Source organism: Dyella sp. CR10 (genome assembly GCF_055814425.1).
This window is the reverse complement of the sequence record NZ_CP185986.1, coordinates 321,206-342,601: the sequence shown is the minus strand read 5'-3', so window position 1 is coordinate 342,601 and position 21,396 is coordinate 321,206. Positions and strand designations below refer to the sequence as shown.

The following is a 21,396-nucleotide window of genomic DNA, read 5'->3' as shown; positions in this document are numbered from 1 at the left end:
CATGCCATACGAGCCTAGCTGCAGCAGCAACGCGCCCTGCGTCGTGACTCTTTCAGAGCCATGGTTGAAGCAAAGACTCGACGCTTCGCAATTATCCGCCCAGCCCACCGACCGGCCCGCGATAAGTGAACCTAACCCCGTTCTGAATGCGATCTAGTGACGAGGCTTGCGCTCCCATTCCGAGCGCAGCTGACGCAGGCTAACCTCAGTTAGATCCTGGTTTGCAAAGAAGTCGCGGAACATCTCGATCGCCACATTCAGATCCTTGCACACTGTTCGGTCGTCCCACTCATGATCACTAAAATTGGCTGTTCCGCGGAAGGACTCATCACCGGGCTCCCACCATTCCCGTCTATCGCTCCTCTCGGTGAGCGGAGTTGGGCGGTAGTACACGATTCTAAAATTACCAGGATGAGCGTCCATCGTGAGGGTAACGCCAAGCCTAACTCCCCGATCACTTGCGGTTCCTGCGATCAGTTCAACAATTCCGCCAAGCTTATAAGCACGTTCCAATTCGCTCTCAACATGGGACCACACCGGATTGTTGGCCCCCATGCCCGCGCCGGAACCACTTGCGCGCAAAATCAACATTTTTCGACCAAAGGGGGCTGGTTCACTTTCAATCGATGCAGTGACTGATACTGACGCGCCACACCGTCATTCGATGACATTCTCCAACGCCTGCCAACTATCGCAACATACTCAAGGAGGCTTGGATGACGACCTCCATGCCACACGTGTCTACTTGCAGCAGCAACGCGCAGCTGGCCTGCGACTCTTTCAGGGCTATGGTTGAAGCAAGACTCGACACGACACTTCGCAAATATCTCTCCAGCCCATTAGCCGGCCCGCAATAAGTGAACCTGACCCCGTTTTAGAACGCACCCGCCTTGTCACCACATCATTACAACTGACCGCACTCCGTTCGACCTTGTAAGCAAGGCCGTTCTCCAACTCGCCCATATACAACCCCTGTTGTTTGAATCTTGAACTCTTCGTACACAAGAAAATTAGCCCTATGCAAAACGACTTCACTGAACGCTTCAACGGCAGCTATCGGCACGGCGTGCTCGACATGCGCCTGTTCCACGCCTTGAACGAAGCTCGCGAGCACACCGAGCGTTAGATTCCCCACGACAGCCTCGGTGGGCCAACTTCCGCCGAATTCCGCCTTCAAAACGAACCGAAGACCGCTAGGTTTACGTGGCACTGATTTACCAGAAGGTGACACTGGCACAGAATATTTTTTTCAATCATTATTTATTCGATCACTAATTTGCCTCCGTGCCGCCAACCACCAACGCTTATTGCGCTCCATGCCCTTTTTTAGAGATTGAACTCGTGAAAAATCAGCAACTGATTGAGGTAAGCAAGTTTCTCAGCTATGTGCTACGCCACGAACCCCATACCGTTGGCCTGCAGTTAGATCGCGAAGGATGGGGAGCCATCGCGGCGCTGATTGCAGGAGCCAAGACTGCTGGCAAAGAGCTCGATCTGGAACAAATCCGAGCCGTAGTCAACAGCAGCGACAAGAAGCGATTTGCAATCTCAGAAGATGGCCTTCGCATCCGCGCCGTGCAAGGCCATTCGACTGACACGGTTGCTATCAAGTACATCAAGAGAGTGCCGCCAGAATCTCTTTATCATGGCACTGCTTCGCGCTTTCTTGACTCGATCCTCATAAAGGGGCTGCTTCCAGGTCAGCGCCACCATGTGCATCTATCAGAGGATATTTCAATTGCCACGTCGGTTGGTCAACGTCACGGCAAATCAGTTATCTTAAAAATTGAAGCTTTACAAATGCACCATCAGGGCTTCGCATTTTTTCAGGCGGAGAACGGAGTGTGGCTTACAGAGCATGTGCCCGCATCATTCATCCTCCGGACAGAATACTGAAAATCAGATCAAGAACCTACAACTTCTCTAAAAACATCCCCCAAAATGACATTTTTGGAAAAGACTTCCACGGCGATATTTTCTGATAGGAAAATTATGCCAAAATGCTTGACAATCCGCCCATCGTTGAAATGGCTCATCCAGGCACGCGCCCCGTCCGAGTTCGGATACTCAAATAATGCACCTAAATTTTCCTCTTTAACAATTGGCTCTTTTTTAATACCAAGGAGATATGGCCCGGGGAAAGATGCCTTAAAGAAGCTGTGCGCCTCTTGAAAGCGCATATTCCTCTGTAAAACTGAACCATCTTCTCCATCATACGAAATCGAAATAATAAGATCCCCACCCTCAGTGGCCAGGGATACCGCGCTTTCACCGTATGGCGGAAGCCAGTCATAAGGATTAAGTATTTCAAATGCTTGACCCGCTTTCATTATTTACGCCCCTTTGGCATATCTGGTGAGCCTGCAGGAGGCAACTTATTCTTTTTCAACTGTTGCCTTGCTAAATCTTCGAAAGTCTCCCCGTCTCTTCCTGGAACGAGCAGACCCGTTTGATTATTACCATACCAGTCAGATTTAGGAACCCCGGCTCGATCCAATGCTACGGATGTCCTCGTGTTAAGAATGAGCTTGGTTCCATTCATCTCTACGTAATCAACAGGCAATTCGCTCGGCCGTATCGCACCATCTCTGATGGCCTGCGCGAGGTCATCCACAGTTTTAATCGGGCGCCCAGCTAACTGACTGTACTTATAAACGCCTTCTGGGCTAAACGTTTCATTTGCTCGAATTTTTGACTGGGCAAAATTCGCATCTGCCACTAAGCCCGCTTTTGCCTGAGGAACGGCGGAAGGAGTCACAGCATTTGGGGGATCTTTCGGTGAGACACCCTGTCCTAGAGCCCCTTCACCCAAACCAGCCCACACAAGATTTCCCAGCTCTTGACCAACGCCGTGACCAAGACGCATGCCATCCGGCAATCCAGCTGTCTGATCAAATGGAGAGGGCGGCTTCTGTCCAGGACTGAGAGGCCCTTCGTAGCCTCCGGACCAGGGGAGGAAGGAGCGGCCGAACCCTAGAACTGTGCCAAGCTGCTGCAGTCGATTTTGATTTTCCGATTCAGGCATGTGGGCGTACCACATGACCTTGAAGTCCGTCCACAAACTCGTCTCGCCAAAGTATCCTTCTTGCTCAATGCGTCGATCAGTTTTCTGATCTGTCCGCAAACCAGAGGGAACATCCGAGTTCTCAATATATTGCTCGAGAGAACCCATCCCTTTCGCGCACGATGCATCACCGGCCATACAGGCCGTACGCAGCGCAAGGTCTTGTATCGCAGACAGCTGCTCCGCAGCATCTAACTTGTCCTGGCGACATCCTTGATCAGCACCACATTTCTCTAGTTCCTTGTTGAGATCATCAACTTGTGCGTGAGTTAGATAGTTGTACTTCGTTCCGTTCAACGCAGTCGCAGCGCCCGTCGCCCCGCCCACTGCGTCGCCGATCGCGGCACTCCCCAGCTGCATCATCGTCGCAAACTCGGGTGATCCCTTTGTATACCCGTGATCGAGCAGGTATTGCTCCATCGCCGGAATAGCCGCCTGATTGGCCGCCGCACCAATCGCGCCTGTGAGTGCATTGCCGCCACCAAGAGCGGCTACGCCTGCTCCTACAACGCCATGCAACACCGTGCGTTCTTTGCTGCCTTCATCCCACCCCATCTTGCCTGCAAGATCACCCGCAGCGCGGAAACCCACGAGTCCAGCGACCTGCCCGAGCTCCTGCTTCTCCTGTACCTTTTCCTGGTCAAAGATGTGTTTCAGCGCCTGGTTGTCCAGGCTCGGATTTCTATCCAGACCAGATAGATCTTTCACCCCGCTCCGAACATCTATCGTTCCTTGAGCAATGCCAGCCTTCGTCGTACTGCTTTCTTTGTCGTGCTGCGGAACACTCATACTCGGCATGGCACTAAAACTGCCGCCACCACCCGCGCTATAACCACCACTGATACCCACCTGACTGGCGCTATAGCTCGCCTTGTTCTGGATGTCACTAAACGTCAACGACCCCGTACTCAAGAGATTCCGGCTCGGGTCCGCCGCACTCGCAATCACCGCCCCCTTCAGGTCGGTATTGCCACCCACGCTGATCTGATACCCGCCACTTCCAGCCCCAATTCCGCTGACTTCGTTGACGCTCGCATAGTGGCTCTCGATCTTGCCCTGGCTATAGCTGCCCTGCGCACCGGAGCCATAGCCGATGACGACCTTGCCGGCGGCCTGCCACTGCTTGCTGGCGTAATCGTCCGTGTCCTGCTGACTGGCGATATTGAGATTGCCGCCGATGTTGGCGAGGACGGTGTTGCCCTTGGCTTGAGCACCGATGATGTTGGTGTCGTTGCCGCTGATCAGGGTCAACGTGTCCTTGGCGTCGATCACGGTCTCGGCATGCGTCGTTCCATTGCCGTGGGCCTTGCCTTGACCCATGGCAGCTTGCGCGTAAATACCGACACCATCACTGCCGATCTGCAGGCCGATACCGCCGCTGGCGTTCTTGTTCGTGCTGGTGTCGGTGTGCTGCTCGGCCTGACTGAGCAGATTGAGGTTGTTCTTCGCGGCAAGAGCCACGTTCTGGCCGCTGACCTGGCTGCCGACGATGGTCAAGTCGCCGCCGGTAGCGGCGATGGTGACATCGCCCTGGCTGCGAATATGGCTGCCATAGGCCTGCTCATCATGCGTCTCGGCCTTGGCGCTGGCACTGCTACCGCCGATGCCGACCTGAAGGTTGATGCCATTCGCGTTGCCGCCCTTGCCATCCTTGTCGGGCTTGCTTGCCATCTGGCCTTCGTTGCCGCCGCCCATCTTGAGAGCGTCGGATACCTGATACGCCGCCTGCGCCGCATACAACGCCTTCAGCCTGTCGTCCTTGACCTCGCTTCCGCGCTTGGCCGAGTTATAGGCGCCCTGCAACGTCTCAGACAGCGCACCGCCGATACCGACGTTAATACCGCCCTGGCTCATCTTCTGCGTCTGCCGCGCATCCGTTGCGCCCACGGCCGCATCGATGGTGACGTTCTTGCCGACGATGGCCGTGCCGGCCTGGCTGATGACATCGCTGCCGGTGATATGCACGTTGTTGCCGGCGCTCAACGTCACCTTGCCGTTGGTGCTGCCCACGATGCTGCCGGTGTAGCTGGTGTCGCTGACGGTGTTGGTGGTCTCGAGCGTGCGGTTGCCGATGAGCACACTGAAGCCGCCGTTGTTCATCAGCCCGGTGTGACTGGTGCGCGAGCCATGGCTTTCGGTATAGGTGTTCTCGCCCGCCTTGATGTTGAGATCATTGCCCGCCGCCAGCACCACGTCGTGCGTGCCGGCGATCTGCGCCGCCGTGGCATTGATGTCGTGACCGGCGCCGATGGTCACCGTGTCGCCGCTGAGCAGCGTGCCGACGCTGGTGCTCTGCGTGCTGCTGTTGCTGTCGGTACGGCTGCGCCATTCCGGGTCGATGGAGCCGAAGCGCTTGCTGCTGGTGTTGATGTAGCTGGTCGACTTGACGCTCCGGTCGTGCTCCTCGCTATGCACGTCGTGTGCATCCGTGAGGTTCACGTCATGCCCCGCTGCCAGATTCAACGCGCCATCGGCATGCACCTGCGCCGCCTGCGCGGTGAGGTCGTTCCCCGCCACCAGGCTCACGTTGTTGCCGCTGAGGTTGCTCCCCACCACGAGGCTGTCGTGGGTCGCATCGTGCGTGCGGGTGGTCTTGCTGGAGATCAGGTTGCCGCTGGTGGTCTTGGTGTCGCGACTGCTGTCGTGGTTCTCCGTGCCGGCCATCAGATTGAGATCGTGGCCAGCGGCCAGCGCGAGGTTGCCCTTGTCGCTGGTGAGGCTGGCGGCGGTGGCGTTGATGTCGCGGCCGGCGCTCACGGCCACGCCGCTGCTGCCGCTCAGGCTGCTGCCGCGCAGCGTTTCGTCGTAAGTGTTGGTCTTGACGACGGTGCGGCCTTCGAAGGTCTGGTCGTGCGTGGTCTTCGAGTCGGTAACGGCGGCGAGATTGACATCGCGACCAGCGGAGACGGCCAGTACGTCGCCGGCCTTCAGCTGCGTGCCTTGGCTGTTGATATCGCGGTTGGCCGCCACGCTGAGTGCGCCGCCGGCCGTGATGCTGCTGACGGTGTGCGTGGTGGTTTCGACGTAGCCGGTCGCCGTAGTCTGACGCGTGGTGCGGCCGGTGGCCTCCAGATTGAGGTCGCGTCCGGCCAGCAGCTGCGCATCGCGGCCAGCGCTGATCGACGTGGCGGTCGCGGTAAGGTCGCGGCCCGCTGACAAGCTCAGGTTGCCGCCAGCGGCCACTGGTGCGGCATCGAGCGATAGATCGCGCCCTGCACCGATCGACAGGTTGCCGCCCGCGCTGATCGCACCGGGCTGCAAGCCCTGCAACGCCACGGTGCTCACCGGCGCGCCCGGATTGCCCAGGTTGATCGCGCCCAGCTCCTGCGCCACGTTGAAGCCGGAGCGCACGTCGTTGCCCGCTACGAGACTGACGTTTCCGCCAGCCTTGAGCGTGCCGCCGTTGAGGATGTTCTGCGCGGCGTTGACGCTGAGATTGCCGCCGGCCTGGATGCTGCCGCTGTTGAGCAGATTGGCCGCGGTGAGCTGCGCGTTCTGGCTGGCGGCGATGGTGCCGCGGTTGGTGATGTCGCCATCGGCGGTGAGGATCACGTTCTTGCCGGCGATGGTCGCGCCGCCCGCGGCCAGCTCGCGCGCATGCTCGGCGGAGAGATACACCACCGGCACCAGCACCTGCTGGCCATCCACGGTGGCGTTGACCATCCACACCATGTCCTGCGTCAGGTTGGCCACCTGCGCCGGGGTGAGCGCCACACCCACGCTGAGCTGATACTGCTGCGCCACTTGCACGCCCGCGTCCATCAGTGAGCGGTACTGCGACATGGCGTCGGTGTTGTCGTCGAGGTAGCGGCGGCCGGTCAGCGAGGTGATCTGGTCGAGCACGCTGCGCTGTTCGTAGAAGCCGTCACCCAGGCGCTTGCGGATGCCGCTGGGGTCGAAGCCCAGCTTCTGCATCATGTAGTCGCTGCTGGTGAACTGCGTGTACGAGGTGAAGCGCGGGTCGGTCTCGACCAGGTAGCGGCTGCCTGGTTCGCTGTGCACGGTGTAGAGGCCGGACTGCGGCAAGGTGACGGTCGGGTTGGGGCCGCCGAACCAGCTCACCACCTGCGGCGGCGCCGTCGCCACATCCGACGGGCTGCCCTGCTGCGCCGTTGTCGTACCTTTGGGGTTGCCCTGCTGCGAGGTCGAGGTGCCTGCGGCACTGCCTTGTTGCGGCGCATGGCCCGCATCCACGCCACCGCGCCCCTGCGCGACACCGAGCGCGCCGCCTGCCGTCGCCTGCGGGCCGCTGCCCAGCGCCACATTGCCGGCGCCGCCTGACCCAGCACCGACCTGGCTCACTGTGCCGGGCCCATTGCCGCCCACAGCTTGTCCGCCGACGTTCTGGCCGAGGCCGATGGCATTGCGCACGGGCTGTCCATCGGCACCGACATTGCTGTTGTCGATGGTGTGCGCGGTGATCGAGACGGTCTGACCCGCGCTCATGATCGCGCCGCCGCCCGTGCCGGGGTTGAAGGTCACCCAGGCCGGCGCCGCACCGGGCGCAAGCGAAATATCGGACTCGCTGTTCGAAGTCCCGTAAGTCCAGTACGCCGCGTCGAGCCAGGTGCGGCTGGGACTGGTTACCAGGTGCTGCGAGCGCACCTGCTGCTCCATGGTCGCCTGCACGTGCGCCGTCGGCACGAAGGCGAGATTCTGCACGGTGAAGCCGTTACCGCTGCCGCCACCACCGTTGCCGTCCTGCCCATTGATGGTGAGGTTGCGGCCAGCGGCGATGGTGGAGTTGTCGTTCGTTACCGAGCCGGACAGTGTGATGTCGCCGCCGGCCAGCAGCTGGCCGCGCGCGCTGGCCGAGGCCAGGCGCGTCACCGACACCACTTGATACGTGGTGGTGCCCTGAAAGGTGTTCGGCGAACCGCGGCCTTGCGGATAGCCAATGCAACGGTCGGAACTGAAGCTATGCGAATCGCAGTAGGCCTGCGCCACCGCGAACTCGGACGCGTCAATCACCTGGCTTGCATCCACGTACGGTGGCCGATGCTGCGGGTTACTATCGTTGTAGGCGTAGCGCACCGCTGTCTGCTGCGTGGTGTTGGCAGCTTGCTCGCCGGCGTTGAGCGTGTACTGCTCAGTCTGGAATACACGGCGGCGATTGGTCAGCTGATCCGCCGCCACGCTGATGCTGCCGTCGGCTTCGATATCGCCGGAGAGGTTGGTCACCGCGCGGCTGCGATTGTTGCTGGCGTCGGCGGCGATGCGCAGGTTGCCGAGCGTGAAGATCGATGCATCGCGGTTGAGCAGCGTGTCGCTCACGAACAGATCGATGCTGTTGGTCGCCGCGATCAAGGCGGTCTGGTACGAGCCGGCTGGATTGCTGCCATCGGCGGCCAGGGGGCCGCCGGCGCCCAGATCGGCGCCATTCGTCAGATTGCCCGCGGTGGCCGTGATCGCGCCGCCGATGATCGTGCCGGTATTGGTCAGCGTCGGCGCGCTCAGCGTGATGCTGTCGCCTTCGATGCGCCCTTCGTTGCTCAACGTGCCGCGCGCGTTGAGCGTGGTGCCGGCGCTGTTGATGCCGGCGCCGGCGGCGTTGTCGATGTTGTAGGCGTTGACGGTGAGGTTGCGCACCGCCTGCAAGGCGGCGCCGTAGGGGTTGGCGAAGCTGCCGCCGAGGTTGAGCGTGAGGTCGCGGTTGGCTTTCAGCGTACCGCCGTTGTTGTTGTAGTCGCCCGGCAGGGTGAGGGTGAGGTCCTGCCCCGCCACGGCGCGGCCGTTGCCGCCGAAGCTGCCCAGGTTGAGGCTGAGGTTGTACTGCGCGGCGAGATCGCCGCCGTTGTTGTCGATCGACGCCAGCGCCAGGCCGACGCTGCCGCCCGCGCTGAACGCGCCGCTGGCATTGCCCAGCGTGGCGCCACCGTTGTTCCAATCAAGATTGCCCGCCGCATAGGTGGTGCCGCCGGCGTTGCTCATGCTGCCAAGGCCGAGCGCGAGATTGCGGCCGGCGACGAGATGGCCGCTGCCGCCGTTGTCAAGCCAGTTGGCGTTGAGCGTGACGTCGCCTTGGCCGCCGAGCGTGCCGCCCTGGTTGCCGATATTGCCGCCGATGCCGAACGTGGTGCTGCCGGCGCCCGCATTGGCGAGTCGGCCGCCGGTGTTGTCCAGGCCCGAGCCGTTGATCGTCAGCGTGGCATTGCCATCGCCGGCGCCTGCTTCGATGCGGCCGCCGCGGTTGCTCAAGCCACCGGCGCTGGTCGCGCTGAGCGACGACAGCGCCTGCAAGGCGCCGCCATCGTTGACCAGCGAGCCGTCCCCGCGCACCGACAATGCACTGCCCGCGTAGATCTGCCCCGCGTTCGCGAGGCTGGCGCCACGCACGGTTACCGCGCCATTACCGCCGATGAAACCGCCGGTGCCATTGACCAGCGCGCCGCCCACGGCCACGTTCATCGCGCCGACGCCGGTGCCTTTGAGGAAGCCACCGGTGTTGTCGAGCGATCCGGCGCTCACGCCCAAGCTCGCGCCTTGCACCGTGCCGCTGCGGTTGGTCAGCGCCTGATTGACGGTGAGGCTGACGTTGCGCCCGGCGAGTGTGCCCTGCGTGTTGTCGAACGCCCCCGCGCGCACCGTGGCGTCGCCGCTCGCGCCCAGGCTGCCGCCGGCATTGCGCAGCGTGCCGTCGGCTTGCAGGTTCAATGCGCCGTTGCCGGCGATCTGCCCGCCATTGCCATTGAGGTCGCCGGTGGTGGCGATGCTCAGCAAGCCGCTGCCAGCATGCAGGATCGAGCCGCCGGTGTTGTCCAGCGTGGTGGCGCCCAGGGTGAGATTGCCCGCATTCACGGCGAGGCGGCCGTACGCGTTATCGATAGCGCCAGCCAGACGCCACGTCAGATCGCCAGCGCCGCTCTGGCTGATGCTGCCGTAACGGTTGACCAGGTTGCTCATCTGGAATGCCAGCGTCTGCGCGCTAAGCTTGCCGCCCTGCGCGCTCGTGCCACCGCCATTGATCAACGCTCCAGGCGTGGTCACGTTGAGCGCGCCATTGGCGGCCAGATCGCCACCCGCGTTACTGATATCGCCCTGCGTGGCCGTGAGGGTCGCGTTGCCGCCCGCGCGCGTCTGACTGCCAGAGAGATCGATGGATGCGCCATTGAGCGTGATGTCGCCGCCGGCCAGATTGCGGCCATGCGCACCAAGCGCGCCGCTGGCGCTCAACGTGAGGAGGCCGCTGCTGCCGAGATTGCCGTCACCCTGCAAGCCCGCGGCGAGCGTGCCTGCACCGGCAAAGCTGGCTGCACTGAGCGTGGTATTGCCGGCAGCGGCTAGCACGCCATCGTTGCGCAGCGCGCCGCTGACATTCCACGTAGCGCTACCGAGCGCGTAGATGCTGCCGCTGTTGGCCGCGTCGCCGCGCACGGTCACGCCGAGGTCGGCGCCGCTGCGCAGGCTGCCGCCGCTGGTCAGACTGGCCGCATCCACCGCCACGCCCTGTCCGCCGTAAAGCGTGCCGGCGTTGCTCAATGCGCCGCCGAGGCGAAGCGTGCTCTGCTTCGTGCCGTACAGTGTGCCGCTCGCCTGATTGTCGATGCCGCCCGCGCCGGCGATGGAGAGATTCGCGCCGGCCTGGATCACGCCGGCATTGCTCAGCTGGCCGGAGGTGTCGCTCGTCACGTCGCCCGCAGCGAGCAGCTGACCGCCGGATTGATTGTTCAACTGCGCATTGCCGCTGAAAGACAACGCGCCACCGGCCTGCACGCGGCCGCGGTTGGCCACGCTGGCCGCCTGCACGAAGGTATCCGTGCCGCTTTGCGTCTGGCCGCTGTTGTCGATGCTGGCGCTGGCGAGCGTCAAGGCTTGACCGGTGACGATCTGGCCGCTGTTGGCCAGGCTCTGGCCGGCGGTGAGCGCGGTGTTGCCGGTAGCGCTCAGCGAGCCGAGATTGCTCAGCGTAGTCGCTCCGATGACGACATCGCCGGCATCGGCCTGCATCGCGCCGCTGTTGCTGACGTCGCCCTGTACCGTGATGGCCACGCCGCGCTTGGCCTCCAGCGTGCCCGCATGGGTGAAGCGGGTCGCACCGATCGCGATGTCCTGGCCCGCGTAGATGTCTCCGCCGGCGAGCGCCTGCAAGGTGCCGGCCTGCAGACCGAGCTTGCCGTCGATGGCGTAGAGCTTGCCGCTGTTGCTGAGCGTGCCGTCGCCACGCAGCGCCAGGTCATGCTGCGCCTGGATCGCGCCGCTGCTGGTGAGGCTGCCGCTCGCGCTCGCGCTCAGATCGCCACCGCTGCGCAGCACGCCGGTGTTGTTGATGTCTGCCGCGGTCAGCGTTGCGGATGCGCCGCCGTAGGCCATGCCCGCGTTGGTGAACGCCTGGCCGATCGCGACATGCAGGTTGCCCGCGGCATAGAGTGTGGCGTTCGCCAGGTTGCTCAATGCGGAGGCATGGCTCAGATCCAGATCGGCGCCCGCCTGCAGTACGCCGGCATTGGACACGGTGCCGGTCTGCGCCAGCGTCAGCGCGCCATCGGCGAGCAGCTGCGCGCCCGCGGCATTGCTCAGGTCGGCGCCGGCGACATTGCCCTGGCCCTTCGCATAGAGGCTGCCGGCGTTGGTGATGCTGCCGGCGCTGAGCATGAGATCCGCACCGCTCTGCACCTGGCCGCCGCCGCGGTTATCGAACGAGGCAGCGGAGAGCGATAGATTCTGCCCGCTGACCATCACACCGCCGTTGCGCGCGGTCTGAGCCGCCTGCAGTTGCAGATGACGGATCGCGCTGAGCACACCGCCGTTGTCGAGCGAGCCGGCGGCGACGATCAAGTCCGACTGATCCGCCTGCGCCTTGCCGGTGTTGGCGAAGGCGCCGTCGATGCGCAGATTCGCGCCCTGCTTCGCTTCCACGCCGCCGGCATTGCTCAGCGAGCCCGCGTGAAGATCCACGTTAGTCGCGCCATAGATATCGCCGGTGCTCTCGTTGGTGAAGGCGCCGCTCACCTGCGCGGTCCAGCCGCCGCCCAGCGCATAGAGCTTGCCGCGGTTGGCGAGATCGCCTTGCGCGGTCAGCGCCAGGCCCTGCCCGCCCTGCACCGTGCCCGCGTTGGTCAGGCTCGCGCCGTTCAATGTCACCGCGCCGTTGGCCACCACGGCACCGGTATTGCCCAGCGCCTGTATGGCGGTCAGCCCGAGCTGGCCGGTCGCGCTCAAGGTGCCGCTGTTGTCGATCTTGCTGCCGGCCTTCGCGGTGAGATCGCCGGCGTCGGCCTGCGCCTTGCCGCTGTTGAGCAGCGCTCCGCTGCTGTTGAGCGTGAGCGCTTGCCCGGCTTCGAGCGCGCCGGCGTTGGCGATGGACGCGGCCTGCAGATTCACGGCACCGGCACCGTAGATGTCGCCGCCGCTTTCGTTGGTAAAGGCGCCCCCTGCCTGCGCGGTCCAGCCGCCACCCAGCGCATAGAGCTTGCCGCGGTTGACGAGCGCACCCGGCGTGGTCAGAGCGAGGCCCTGTCCGCCCTGCGCCGTGCCTGCATTGGTAAGACTGGCACCGCTCAACGAGAGCGCGCCATTGGCGACGATCGAACCGGTATTGCCCAGCGCCTGCGCGGCGCTCAGGCGTACCCCGCCGGTCGCGCTCAGCGTGCCGCTGTTGTCGAAAGTGGCACCGGCCTTGGCGGTGAGATCGCCAGCGTCGGCCTGGGCCTTGCCGCTGTTGAGCAGCGCGCCGTTGCTGGTGAGCGTCAGCGCTTGCCCCGCTTCGAGCGCACCGGCGTTGGCGATGGACTCGGCCTGCAAGTTCACGGCACCGGCACCGTAGATATCGCCGGCGCTCTCGTTGGTGAAGGCACCGCCTGCTTGCGCCGTCCAGCCGCCGCCCAGCGCATAGAGCTTGCCGCGATTGACGAGATCGCCCTGCGCGTTGAGCGTCAGGCCTTGCCCGCCCTGCACGGTGCCAGCGTTGGTGAGGCTGGCGCCGTTCAAGCTGATCGCGCCGTTGGCGACGATCGAACCGGTGTTGCCCAATGCCTGCACGGCGTTCACGCCGATGCCGCCAGTCGCGCTCAGCGTGCCGCCGTTATCGAAGGTGGCGCCTGCGTTGGCGGTGAGATGGCCGGCGTCCGCCTGCATCTTGCCGCTGTTGAGCAGCGCGCCGCTGCTGGTGAGCGTCAGCGTCTGGCCCGCTTCCAGTGCACCGGCATTGGCGATCGAGGCGCCTTGCAGGTTCACCGCGCCCGTGCCGTAGATATCGCCGCCGACAGCGTTGCTCAGCGCGCCGTTGGCTTGCAGCGTCAGGCCACCGCCTTGCGCCTGCACCTGACCGCTGTTGCTCCATGCGCCGCCGCTGCTCAGCGAGATGCCATTGCCGCCATAGACCACGCCGCTGTTGGCGATGCCGTTGGCGTTCGCATTCAACGCGCCACCCGCCGCCAGCGTCCCGCTGTTGCTCAATGCCTGCGCGGCCTGGATGGAAAGATTGCCCGCCGCGGTGGTCTTGCCGGCCAGCGTCACCTGGCCTGCGCTATTGAGCACCAGGTCGCCGCTCTGCGCTGCGATCTGGCCCTGGTTGTTCACGCCCAGGCCCGCGTCGGTGCCGACCAGGCGGATCACGCCCGCGTACATGCCGCCGATGGCCGACACGTCCAGCGCCACGGCGGGCGAAGCGCCCGCGTTGCTCAGGTTGTGCGCGGCGAGCGTCGCGTAGTCGACATCGTTGGCGCCGGTGATGACGTTGAGCTGCTTCGCCCACACGCCTGCATTGACGGCGACGGCGCGCGCGATCAGGTCGACGCGGTCGATCGTGCTGCCGTCGAGGCCCGTGCCGTTGATGGCGATGCTGCCGCCGGTCACGTGCAGGCCTTGCAGCGAGCCATCTGCACCGAGGATCGGCGTGCCGGTGGTGAGTACGCCGCGCGGCGTGTTGATGAAGCCGCAACCGGTGCAGCTGATGCCGTTGGGGTTGGCCACGATCACGTCGGCCGCGCGCCCGCCTACTTCGATGGCGCCGTTGAGCTGGCTGGGCAGCGTGGAGGTGACTTCGTTGAGGATCAGCCGTGCGGACTGGCCGTTGGCGAGGTTCGGATTGCCGTAGATGAAGCCGGCCAGCTGCGTGCTGACCACGCCGCCGCTGTTGTTGAGCACCACGCCGCGATTGTCGACGTCGAACTGCTGGAAGCGGTTGTGCGAGAGGCCCGAAGCGTTTGGCGCGGCGATGTTCACCACCGGCACGCCGTTGGCCGCCTGTACGACGCCCGTGGATGTGCTGCCGTCCGGATGCTGCGGCGGCGCGCTCTGCGCGTGGGCGTAGGGCAGCCCCATCGCCATGGTCAGCGCCGCCCACAGGGCCTGGCGACGGAAGGCGCGCGAACGGTCGGCGCGGGAGGAACGGAAAGAGACGTCCATCATGGTGTCGGTCCTTGTGATTTCCCTGCCCGCGCGCAATGCGCCGGCACACTACGCTTCGATCAGAACGAGTAGATCCACTGCATGCCGGCGGCGGGCCGCCGCGACTTCAGCCCATCGGGATGCTGCATGGCCCAGCCCGCAAACAGGTCCCAGCTCAGGCCCCAGCGCTCGCCGCGCAGGCCGAGCACGGCGCCGCTGACGACGTGGCTATCCAGGCCCGGCGTGGGTGCGCCGCCCGCGCGGCCGACATCCACGCCGCCGTACAGCGAGGCGCCGCTGCCGCCGAGCGGCCAGGCCACGGTGTTGCGCCAGTAGTAACCGTGAGGGCCGCCGATCGTGTTCTCGCCATCGAAACCGCGCACGGTGTAGCGGCTGGCGATGGTGAGGTAGTCCTCGGCGTACACAGTGTCGCCGGTAGCCTGCGCGCGCAGTTCGGAGGTCCATAGCCACTGCTGGCCGACCGCGTGGAACGGCAGGTTGAAGCTGGCGTCCAGCGTGAGGATGCGCGCGCGGAAGGTCGGCGTGCCCTGGCCGCCGCGCTCCCATTGGCCGTCGAACCACGGCACGTTGCGGCGGTAGCCCAGGCGCAGGTCGAGCTGGCCGTTGCCGATATAGCGGCGATGCGTCACCGCCAGTTCGGCGGCGCGGGTCTGCCGGCGCTGCGTCTCGATCTCGGTGCCGTCGACATAGCTGTGCGCCTGGCGGCCGCTGAGGGTGACCTGCACGGCGGTCTTGCTGCTGGCGTCGCGCTGGATCAGGCGGGTGACGCTGAGCGTGTTGGTGCGCGACTTGCCGGTGAAACTGAAGGTCTGCAGCGCGCCGGTGACCGGCTGGCGATAGCCGTAGGCATTGGTGGACGCGCTGACGGTCCAGTAGTCCCACGGAAAGCTGTAGTTGAAGTTGGCGCCGTGCGTGCCGCGCTCGCCGCGGTCGCGGCCGACCGAATGCGTGGCGCCGGCGACGAACATGTCGTTGAAGCCGAAGGGCTGATCCAGTGCGAGATTCACGCCGCCCTGCTCGCGACCGGTGGAACGCGAACCGCTGTCGTCCTGGTTGAGCGTGACGCGCCAGGGCTTGCCGCGCGTCACCGAAAGCACCAGGTCCGAGGTGCCCGGTGCGTCGCCGGGTGCGATGTCGATCTTCACGTCCTGCGACGGCACGCGCTTCATCTGCTCCAGGCCCTGCTCGATCGCGCGCAGGTTGAGCAGGTCGCCGGGACGCAGCGGCAGCGCGCTGCGCCAGTTCGCCTTGGCCGAGCCGTCGGCGAAGCGCACCTTGCCGACCGTGCCGGCAACCAGGATCACGCGGAAGGTGCCCTGGGCGAGGTTCTGCTCCGGCGTCACCAGCTTGGTGGTGACGTAGCCGCGCGACAGGAGCAGGTCCGAGGCGCGACGCACGATCAGCTGTAGCCCCTGCTGGCCGACGCACTGCCCCGCGTAGCGGTCGAGGTAATCCTGCACGAAGCCGAAGGCATCGCTGCGCGGACCGTCGAGCGTCAGCTTCTCCAGCCGGAAACACGGCGTTTCGTCCGGCAAGTCCGTATGGCGGAAATCGGTGGCCAGTTCCGGCTGCAGGCGCACGTCCGGCGCCTCGCGCCGCTGCTCGCGCTCTCGCGCTTCGCGCTGGGCGCGCTCGCGCTGTTCCTGCTGCTGGTCGGGTGAAAGTGTGGCGGCGTTCTGGGCCAGCACGTGCGCTGGCGCACACATGGCCAGCGCAAGCATGCAGCTTGCCCGCAAGCGCCGTAAGCCGGCGCGGCTTGATGCGTTCCCATCCATGGAAGAAGTCCCCTGTAGACGTGCCGGCGGCGAGAGGGAACCGCAGGCATGCGCAAAATAGTAGCAGCTGGGAATCGACGCATTCCATCCGGGTAGATGGGCGCCTGGTTCGTCCACAGGGTCGGCAGGGAGGGGGAAAACTTTAGGGGTGCGAGCAAGGGGCTCGCCTCAGTGCGGGGTTCCGGTGGCGCTTTCTCGAGCACCCGCCCCTCACCCCGCCCTCTCCCGGCGGGGAGAGGGAGAAGTGCGGGGATCCCCGCAAGCAGCCAGGAGCATGTCGCGCTGCCGGATGCCGCCGCTTTCGAGAGGGCTCCCGATCTTCCGGGAGCCCTGGCGCATCGGATGATCAGGCCCCGCGGGGAGGCCGGCTACATCCCATCAGAACGTATAGCGCAGCGTCGCCTGCACCGACCAGCGCGATTGGGCGCGGTCGTCTTCCAGCACATAGCCGCCGCTGTTGAAGTTGCCGTTCTTGTCGGTGGGCAAGGCATAGACGTACTTGCCGGTGGCCGGATCGACACCGGCGAAGTTGGCGAGGCTGCGCATGTAGGGATAGCCCACGTCGCGCACCTGGCCCCAGCGCTTGTTGACCATGTTCAGCACGTTGAACAGATCCAGCCGCACCTCGCCCTTGTTGCCCTTGAACAGGCCAGGGATTTCCTGGCGGAAGGCCAGGTCCAGCTCGTTCACCCACGGCGAGCGCGCGCCATTGCGGCCGGCCACCTTGCCCTGGTGCTCGCGCAGGTAATCGTCGCGCTGGATGAAGGCATAGAACTGATCAATCGCCTTCTGCGTAGTGCCCTTCTGGAACTGCACGTCGCCCACGTTCGGGATGTACATCAGCCCCGGCGGCGCGGACAGGCCCGCCGGCTTGATGCCGCTGACGTCATTGCCGAACACCCAGCTGTACGGCTGGCCGGTATGGCCGTCGTAGAACGCGCTGATGCTGGTGGCGTAGTCGCCGAAGAAGCGGTGCTGCCAGGTCAGCGAGGCGATCACGCGGCGCGCGATCTCGAAGTTGCTGTGGCTGGCCTTGTCCGCGTTGGGGTTATAGACGGCATCGTTGGCCCAGGTGCTCGCGGCCACCTTCTCGTTGCCGGAGCTGACATCCGTGGAGCGGCCGAACACCACGCCGAGCGAGCCGGACCAGTCGGAGTCGGCGGTGAACGGGCGGCTCAGCTTGAGCGTGAGGTAGTCGGCCGAGCCGTTGCGAGTGTTGCTCAGATAGATCACGTTGCCGAAGCGCGGATCGCGGTTGGCGCGCGCAGCCGCGCAGCTGCGGTCCGGCGTGGCGCACAGCGACTGGCCGGTGGGGTTCTTGCCGGTGACCAGGAAGGCGTTCGGGTCGGTGGTGTTCCAGTAGCTCGAACGGCCGTCCGGCAGCACGCCGTTGGCGCGGCCCAGATTGATGTCCTGGAAGTACACGCCGTCGCGCGTGGACAGGTGCTCGACCTCGGCGGTGAACACGGTGCTCCACCACGGCAGCTGGCGATCGAAGCCCAGGCTCATCTTCCACACCGACGGCATGCGGAAGCGCGCGTCGGTCACATCCACCTCCGGCGAGCCGCCCTTGCGCGCGCCGGCGGGGATCAGCGGATTGTTCGGATCGGCCGAGAAGCCCGTGCCGTTGGACGCCGAATAGCTGGTCAGCGCCACGCCGTTGTTGGTGTACGGATTGGACAGCCACACGCCCGGAGGCGCACCTTCGGACAGGCCCACGCCGCCGCGCAGCTGCATCGCGCGCTCGCCGTCGAAGTTGTAGTTGAACGAGATGCGCGGCTCGAACAGGCCGTTGCCGTCGAAGGTAGCGTTGTTCGGCGTCCCCGGATAGGACGCATTGAATGTCGGGTTCGCCAGCGGTGTGCTGCTGACCTTCGGCAGGTCATAGCGGAAGCCGTACTGCAGCGAGAGGTTCCCGATCTGCCAGGTGTCCTGGGCGAAGAAGCCCCACTGGTTGAGCGTCCAGCGCGCCGCGATGCTCTGCAGGTCGCCGTTGGTCGGGCGGAACACGCTGTACTGGAACCAGTTGCCGGCGGCGAACGCGTCGATGCTGGGGAAGGTATAGGCACCGAACTCGGTGCGGCCGAACAGGTTGTAGAACTTGTCGCGCTGGAAATCGAAGCCCACCTTCACGCTGTGGTCGCCCAGCGCCCAGGTACCGGCGAAGAAAGTGTTGAGGCTCTTGATGTTCAGCACGTTGTAGTGACGGAACTCCTCCTCGCCCAGGTACACGCTCGGGCCGGTGATGGTGCTGCCGCTGATGCTGCCATTGGTGAACACGCGCACCTGCGGCTGCTGCGCGAACGGCACCGGCGTGGCGTCATAGGTGGTGTACGACACCGCCGCCTCGGTGGAAAAGCTGTCGGTCCAGGCGTCGTACGCATTGAGCACGTACTGCTTGCTTTCGCGGTGCTTGGTGAACCAGTAGCTGGAGAGGCTCAGGCTCGGCGTCGTGGATGAGGTGCTGTAGCCGTTGAGATTGGGCTGGGTGCTCTTGACCCGGTCGAAGCGGAAACTCAGGCGGTGGCCGTCGGCGACGTTCCAGTCCAGCTTGAACAAGGCGCGCTTCTCGTCCTGATCGGCGCCGGCGGCGTTGACCACGCCGGGCTTCATGCCCAGTTGGCCGGCGATCTGCGCGATGCGGTCGATATCCGCCTGCGCGATCGGCACGATATTGCCCTTGCCGGAACCGAGCGGGCCGAAGTTCGGCGCCGCCGCAATCGTCTTGGACTCTTCGACATTGGCGAAGAAGAACAGCTTGTCCTTGATGATCGGGCCGCCGAAGGTGGCGCCGCCGGTCCACTGGCGCTTGAAGCCGGTGAACTGGTTGCCGGCACGGTCCTCGCCGACCCAGCCGTCCGCATTGCGGTAGGCGTAGTAGGCCGAGCCGTGGAAATCGTTGGTGCCGCTCTTGGTGACGATGTTGATCGCCGCGCCGACGGCGCGCTTGTTCGCCACGTCGTAGTTGGCGGTGGAGATGTTGTATTCCTCGATCGCATCCAGCGCCACCGGCTGGTTGAGCGCCGGCAGGCCGTTGTCTTCCAGGCCGAACGAGTCGTTGGTCGGCACCGCGTCGATGCTGATGTTGTTGTAGCGGCTGTTCTGGCCGAGCGCGGAAATCTCGCCCTTGCTCTTGTTGGTGACCGTGATCATCGGGTCCATCCGCGCGATGTCCTGGATCGAGCGGTTGGGGATGGGCAGTACCTTCAGCTCGCGCTGCGACACGTTGGTGCTGATGCCCTTGGCGTCCGGCTGAAAGATCTGCGCCATCGCCACGGCGTCGCTGTTGGCGCTGACCTGCACACCCTGCAGATTGGTGGCGTTGGCCGCGGCGGCACCCATGCTCAGGTCCAGCGAGGTCTCCTGCGCCAGCTGCAGGTAAACGCCGTCCTTCTCGCCGGAGGCCTGGCCGTCCTTGCTCACCGTGATGTCGAACGGACCGCCCACGCGCAAGCCCTGCGCCTTGTAGCGGCCGTCGCCGTCGGTGACGACCGCCTGCGTGGTGCCGGAGGGCACGTGCACGATCTGCACGCGGGCACCGGCGACGGGCTGGCCGCCGGCGTCGAGCACGCGGCCGCTCAGCGAGGAGGATGTGTTCTGCGCGAAGGCCGGAGCGGCCAGCAGCGAAGCAATGACGAGCGGCAACAGCCGCGCGCGCGGACTGACTTTCATGTCGTTTCCCTTTTTCCTTGGGCGGACCTGCGCCCGCCACCCCAGAAGGCCGCCCCAAAAACGGGCGGCGAAAGCGGCGCAGATTAGAACGGCTTTGTGACGGCGCAGTGATGCGCCGGTCACACGGCGGAATACAGGCGCCGTCCCCTTCGGGAGGGGGGATGAAGGGCGCCACTGCCTTCCCCGTCCGGAAGAAAAGCCCCTCGCATGGAGACTGTCGATCAGGCCAGCGAGCTACCACTCATAGCCGACGGCAATCGCAGCTCGAACCGCGCTCCACCCAGCGGCGAGTCGCCAGCCTGCAGTTCGCCACCCTGCGCGCGGACGGCACGCAGGGCGATCGCCAGCCCAAGGCCGACGCCGCCGGTATCGCGATCGCGACTGCGGTCCAGGCGATGAAAGGGTTCGAAGATCGCCTTGCGATCGTCCGGCGCGATGCCGAGGCCGTTGTCGTCTACGCGGATCCGCAACGCGGCGCCTACAAGGTCGGCCGCAATGACGATGTGCCCGTGCCCATAGCGCATGGCGTTCTTCACCAGATTGATCAGTGCGCGCGCGGTAAGGCGCGGGTCGCAGATCACTTGCGGCGAAGGAAGGTCCAGCCTCACCGCGCACTGCGCGTCCAGCAATTCCATTTCCAGCGCCAGCCCGCCGACCACACTGTCGATCAACTCGCCCAGGTGCACCAGGCTGCGCTCAGGTGTGCGGCCAGGCTGTTCGAGCGCACCGTAGGAGAGCAGTTCGGCCACGAGCTGGTCCAGCTCCGCCACGTCGCGTGCCAGCGCGTCGGAATGGCGCTGTCGCTCTTCGTCGGTGCGCGCGCCGCGCAGCAGCGCCAACCCGAAACCGAAGCGCGCGATCGGCGTGCGCAGCTCGTGCGAGATCGCATGGATCATGTCGTTCTGGGTAGACACCAGTATCTGGATGCGCGCGGCCATGCTGTCGAAGCGACGCGCCAGCGGCGCAATGCTGGAACGCTCAGACAGACCTGCGCGCACCTGCAGCTGGCCCTGGCCGAAACGATCCGCGGCGGCGCGCAGCCGCTCCAGGTCGAGCCAGTGCGGCCGCAGCCACAGGAACAGGCCGCCGAACAGAACGCCGGCGATCATCAGCCAGGCGATCGCCTGAAACAGGGTCACCACCAGCTCCGACGGCGCCGGCTTGCCGATGAGCAGCATCCGGCTGGGCGGCAGCGCGGCCGCCACTTCGCCCGAAGCGCGCGTCACTACCAGGCCGCGATCCAGCACCAGCGCTTCTTCGGCGTCCGGCGCCCAGGTCCCGCGCGGCACCAGCTTGAAATCGATCAGCGGCAGTGGTGCACGTCGCGCCAGCAGGCCGTTCTCGCGCCGGTCCTGCGGCAAGGCCAGCAACTGCTCGCGCGCCAGGTACAGCGAGGTGCGGACGTTGTCTGCGTCCGTCCCGCTGTCGCCGAACACGAACAGCCGCTGCATGCCCGGCACGACCGCCAGCGCGCACACCAGCACCGCCAGCACCACCAGCAGGTACAACTTGTAGAAACTGCGCAACATGGCAGCC

General features: G+C 64.8%; 8 protein-coding genes. 2 read left to right on the top strand and 6 right to left on the bottom strand.

The window, feature by feature from the left end; translation table 11 throughout:
- Positions 1 to 153: 153 nt before the first annotated feature.
- The gene (locus ACNR9O_RS01490; RefSeq protein ID WP_473683625.1) at positions 154 to 555 is read right to left on the bottom strand and encodes a hypothetical protein; all 402 of its coding nucleotides are present in this window, start codon (positions 553 to 555) and stop codon (positions 154 to 156) included.
- Positions 556 to 979: 424 nt separating this feature from the next.
- Here ACNR9O_RS01490 and ACNR9O_RS01485 point away from each other — a divergent pair, with 424 nt between their 5' ends.
- Together ACNR9O_RS01485 and ACNR9O_RS01480 are read left to right on the top strand one after the other, a co-directional pair.
- A complete protein-coding gene (locus ACNR9O_RS01485) occupies positions 980 to 1,126 on the top strand; it encodes an integrase core domain-containing protein (RefSeq protein WP_473683627.1) in 147 nt (48 codons plus the stop codon).
- Positions 1,127 to 1,341: 215 nt separating this feature from the next.
- Positions 1,342 to 1,896 (top strand): RNA 2'-phosphotransferase, encoded by a 555-nt coding sequence (locus ACNR9O_RS01480; protein WP_473683629.1) that lies wholly within the window; start codon positions 1,342 to 1,344, stop codon positions 1,894 to 1,896.
- Between the two features lie 8 nt (positions 1,897 to 1,904).
- Here ACNR9O_RS01480 and ACNR9O_RS01475 read toward each other — a convergent pair whose 3' ends face one another.
- The 5 genes from ACNR9O_RS01475 to ACNR9O_RS01455 all read right to left on the bottom strand — a co-directional run bounded on the left by ACNR9O_RS01475 (position 1,905) and on the right by ACNR9O_RS01455 (position 21,389).
- Complete coding sequence (locus ACNR9O_RS01475) at positions 1,905 to 2,330, bottom strand: hypothetical protein (RefSeq protein ID WP_473683631.1); 426 nt, start codon at positions 2,328 to 2,330, stop codon at positions 1,905 to 1,907.
- Complete coding sequence (locus ACNR9O_RS01470) at positions 2,330 to 14,413, bottom strand: hemagglutinin repeat-containing protein (protein WP_473683633.1); 12,084 nt, start codon at positions 14,411 to 14,413, stop codon at positions 2,330 to 2,332. Before ACNR9O_RS01470 ends, ACNR9O_RS01475 begins: the two co-directional genes overlap by 1 nt.
- A gap of 59 nt (positions 14,414 to 14,472) precedes the next feature.
- Entirely contained in the window at positions 14,473 to 16,134 is a 1,662-nt protein-coding gene (locus ACNR9O_RS01465; protein WP_473683635.1) for a ShlB/FhaC/HecB family hemolysin secretion/activation protein, read from the bottom strand.
- A gap of 432 nt (positions 16,135 to 16,566) precedes the next feature.
- On the bottom strand, positions 16,567 to 19,860 hold the full coding sequence (locus ACNR9O_RS01460) for a TonB-dependent receptor (RefSeq protein ID WP_473683637.1): 3,294 nt from the start codon (positions 19,858 to 19,860) through the stop codon (positions 16,567 to 16,569).
- Positions 19,861 to 20,081: 221 nt separating this feature from the next.
- Entirely contained in the window at positions 20,082 to 21,389 is a 1,308-nt protein-coding gene (locus ACNR9O_RS01455; RefSeq protein ID WP_473683639.1) for an ATP-binding protein, read from the bottom strand.
- Positions 21,390 to 21,396: the final 7 nt, after the last annotated feature.

Excerpts from the sequence above, each read along its gene's own strand:
- ACNR9O_RS01490 (WP_473683625.1), bottom strand. The coding sequence starts at position 555 with ATGGGGGCCAACAATCCGGTGTGGTCCCATGTTGAGAGCGAATTGGAA.
- ACNR9O_RS01475 (WP_473683631.1), bottom strand. The coding sequence starts at position 2,330 with ATGAAAGCGGGTCAAGCATTTGAAATACTTAATCCTTATGACTGGCTT.
- ACNR9O_RS01470 (WP_473683633.1), bottom strand. The coding sequence starts at position 14,413 with ATGATGGACGTCTCTTTCCGTTCCTCCCGCGCCGACCGTTCGCGCGCC.
- ACNR9O_RS01465 (WP_473683635.1), bottom strand. The coding sequence starts at position 16,134 with ATGCTTGCGCTGGCCATGTGTGCGCCAGCGCACGTGCTGGCCCAGAAC.
- ACNR9O_RS01460 (WP_473683637.1), bottom strand. The coding sequence starts at position 19,860 with ATGAAAGTCAGTCCGCGCGCGCGGCTGTTGCCGCTCGTCATTGCTTCG.
- ACNR9O_RS01455 (WP_473683639.1), bottom strand. The coding sequence starts at position 21,389 with ATGTTGCGCAGTTTCTACAAGTTGTACCTGCTGGTGGTGCTGGCGGTG.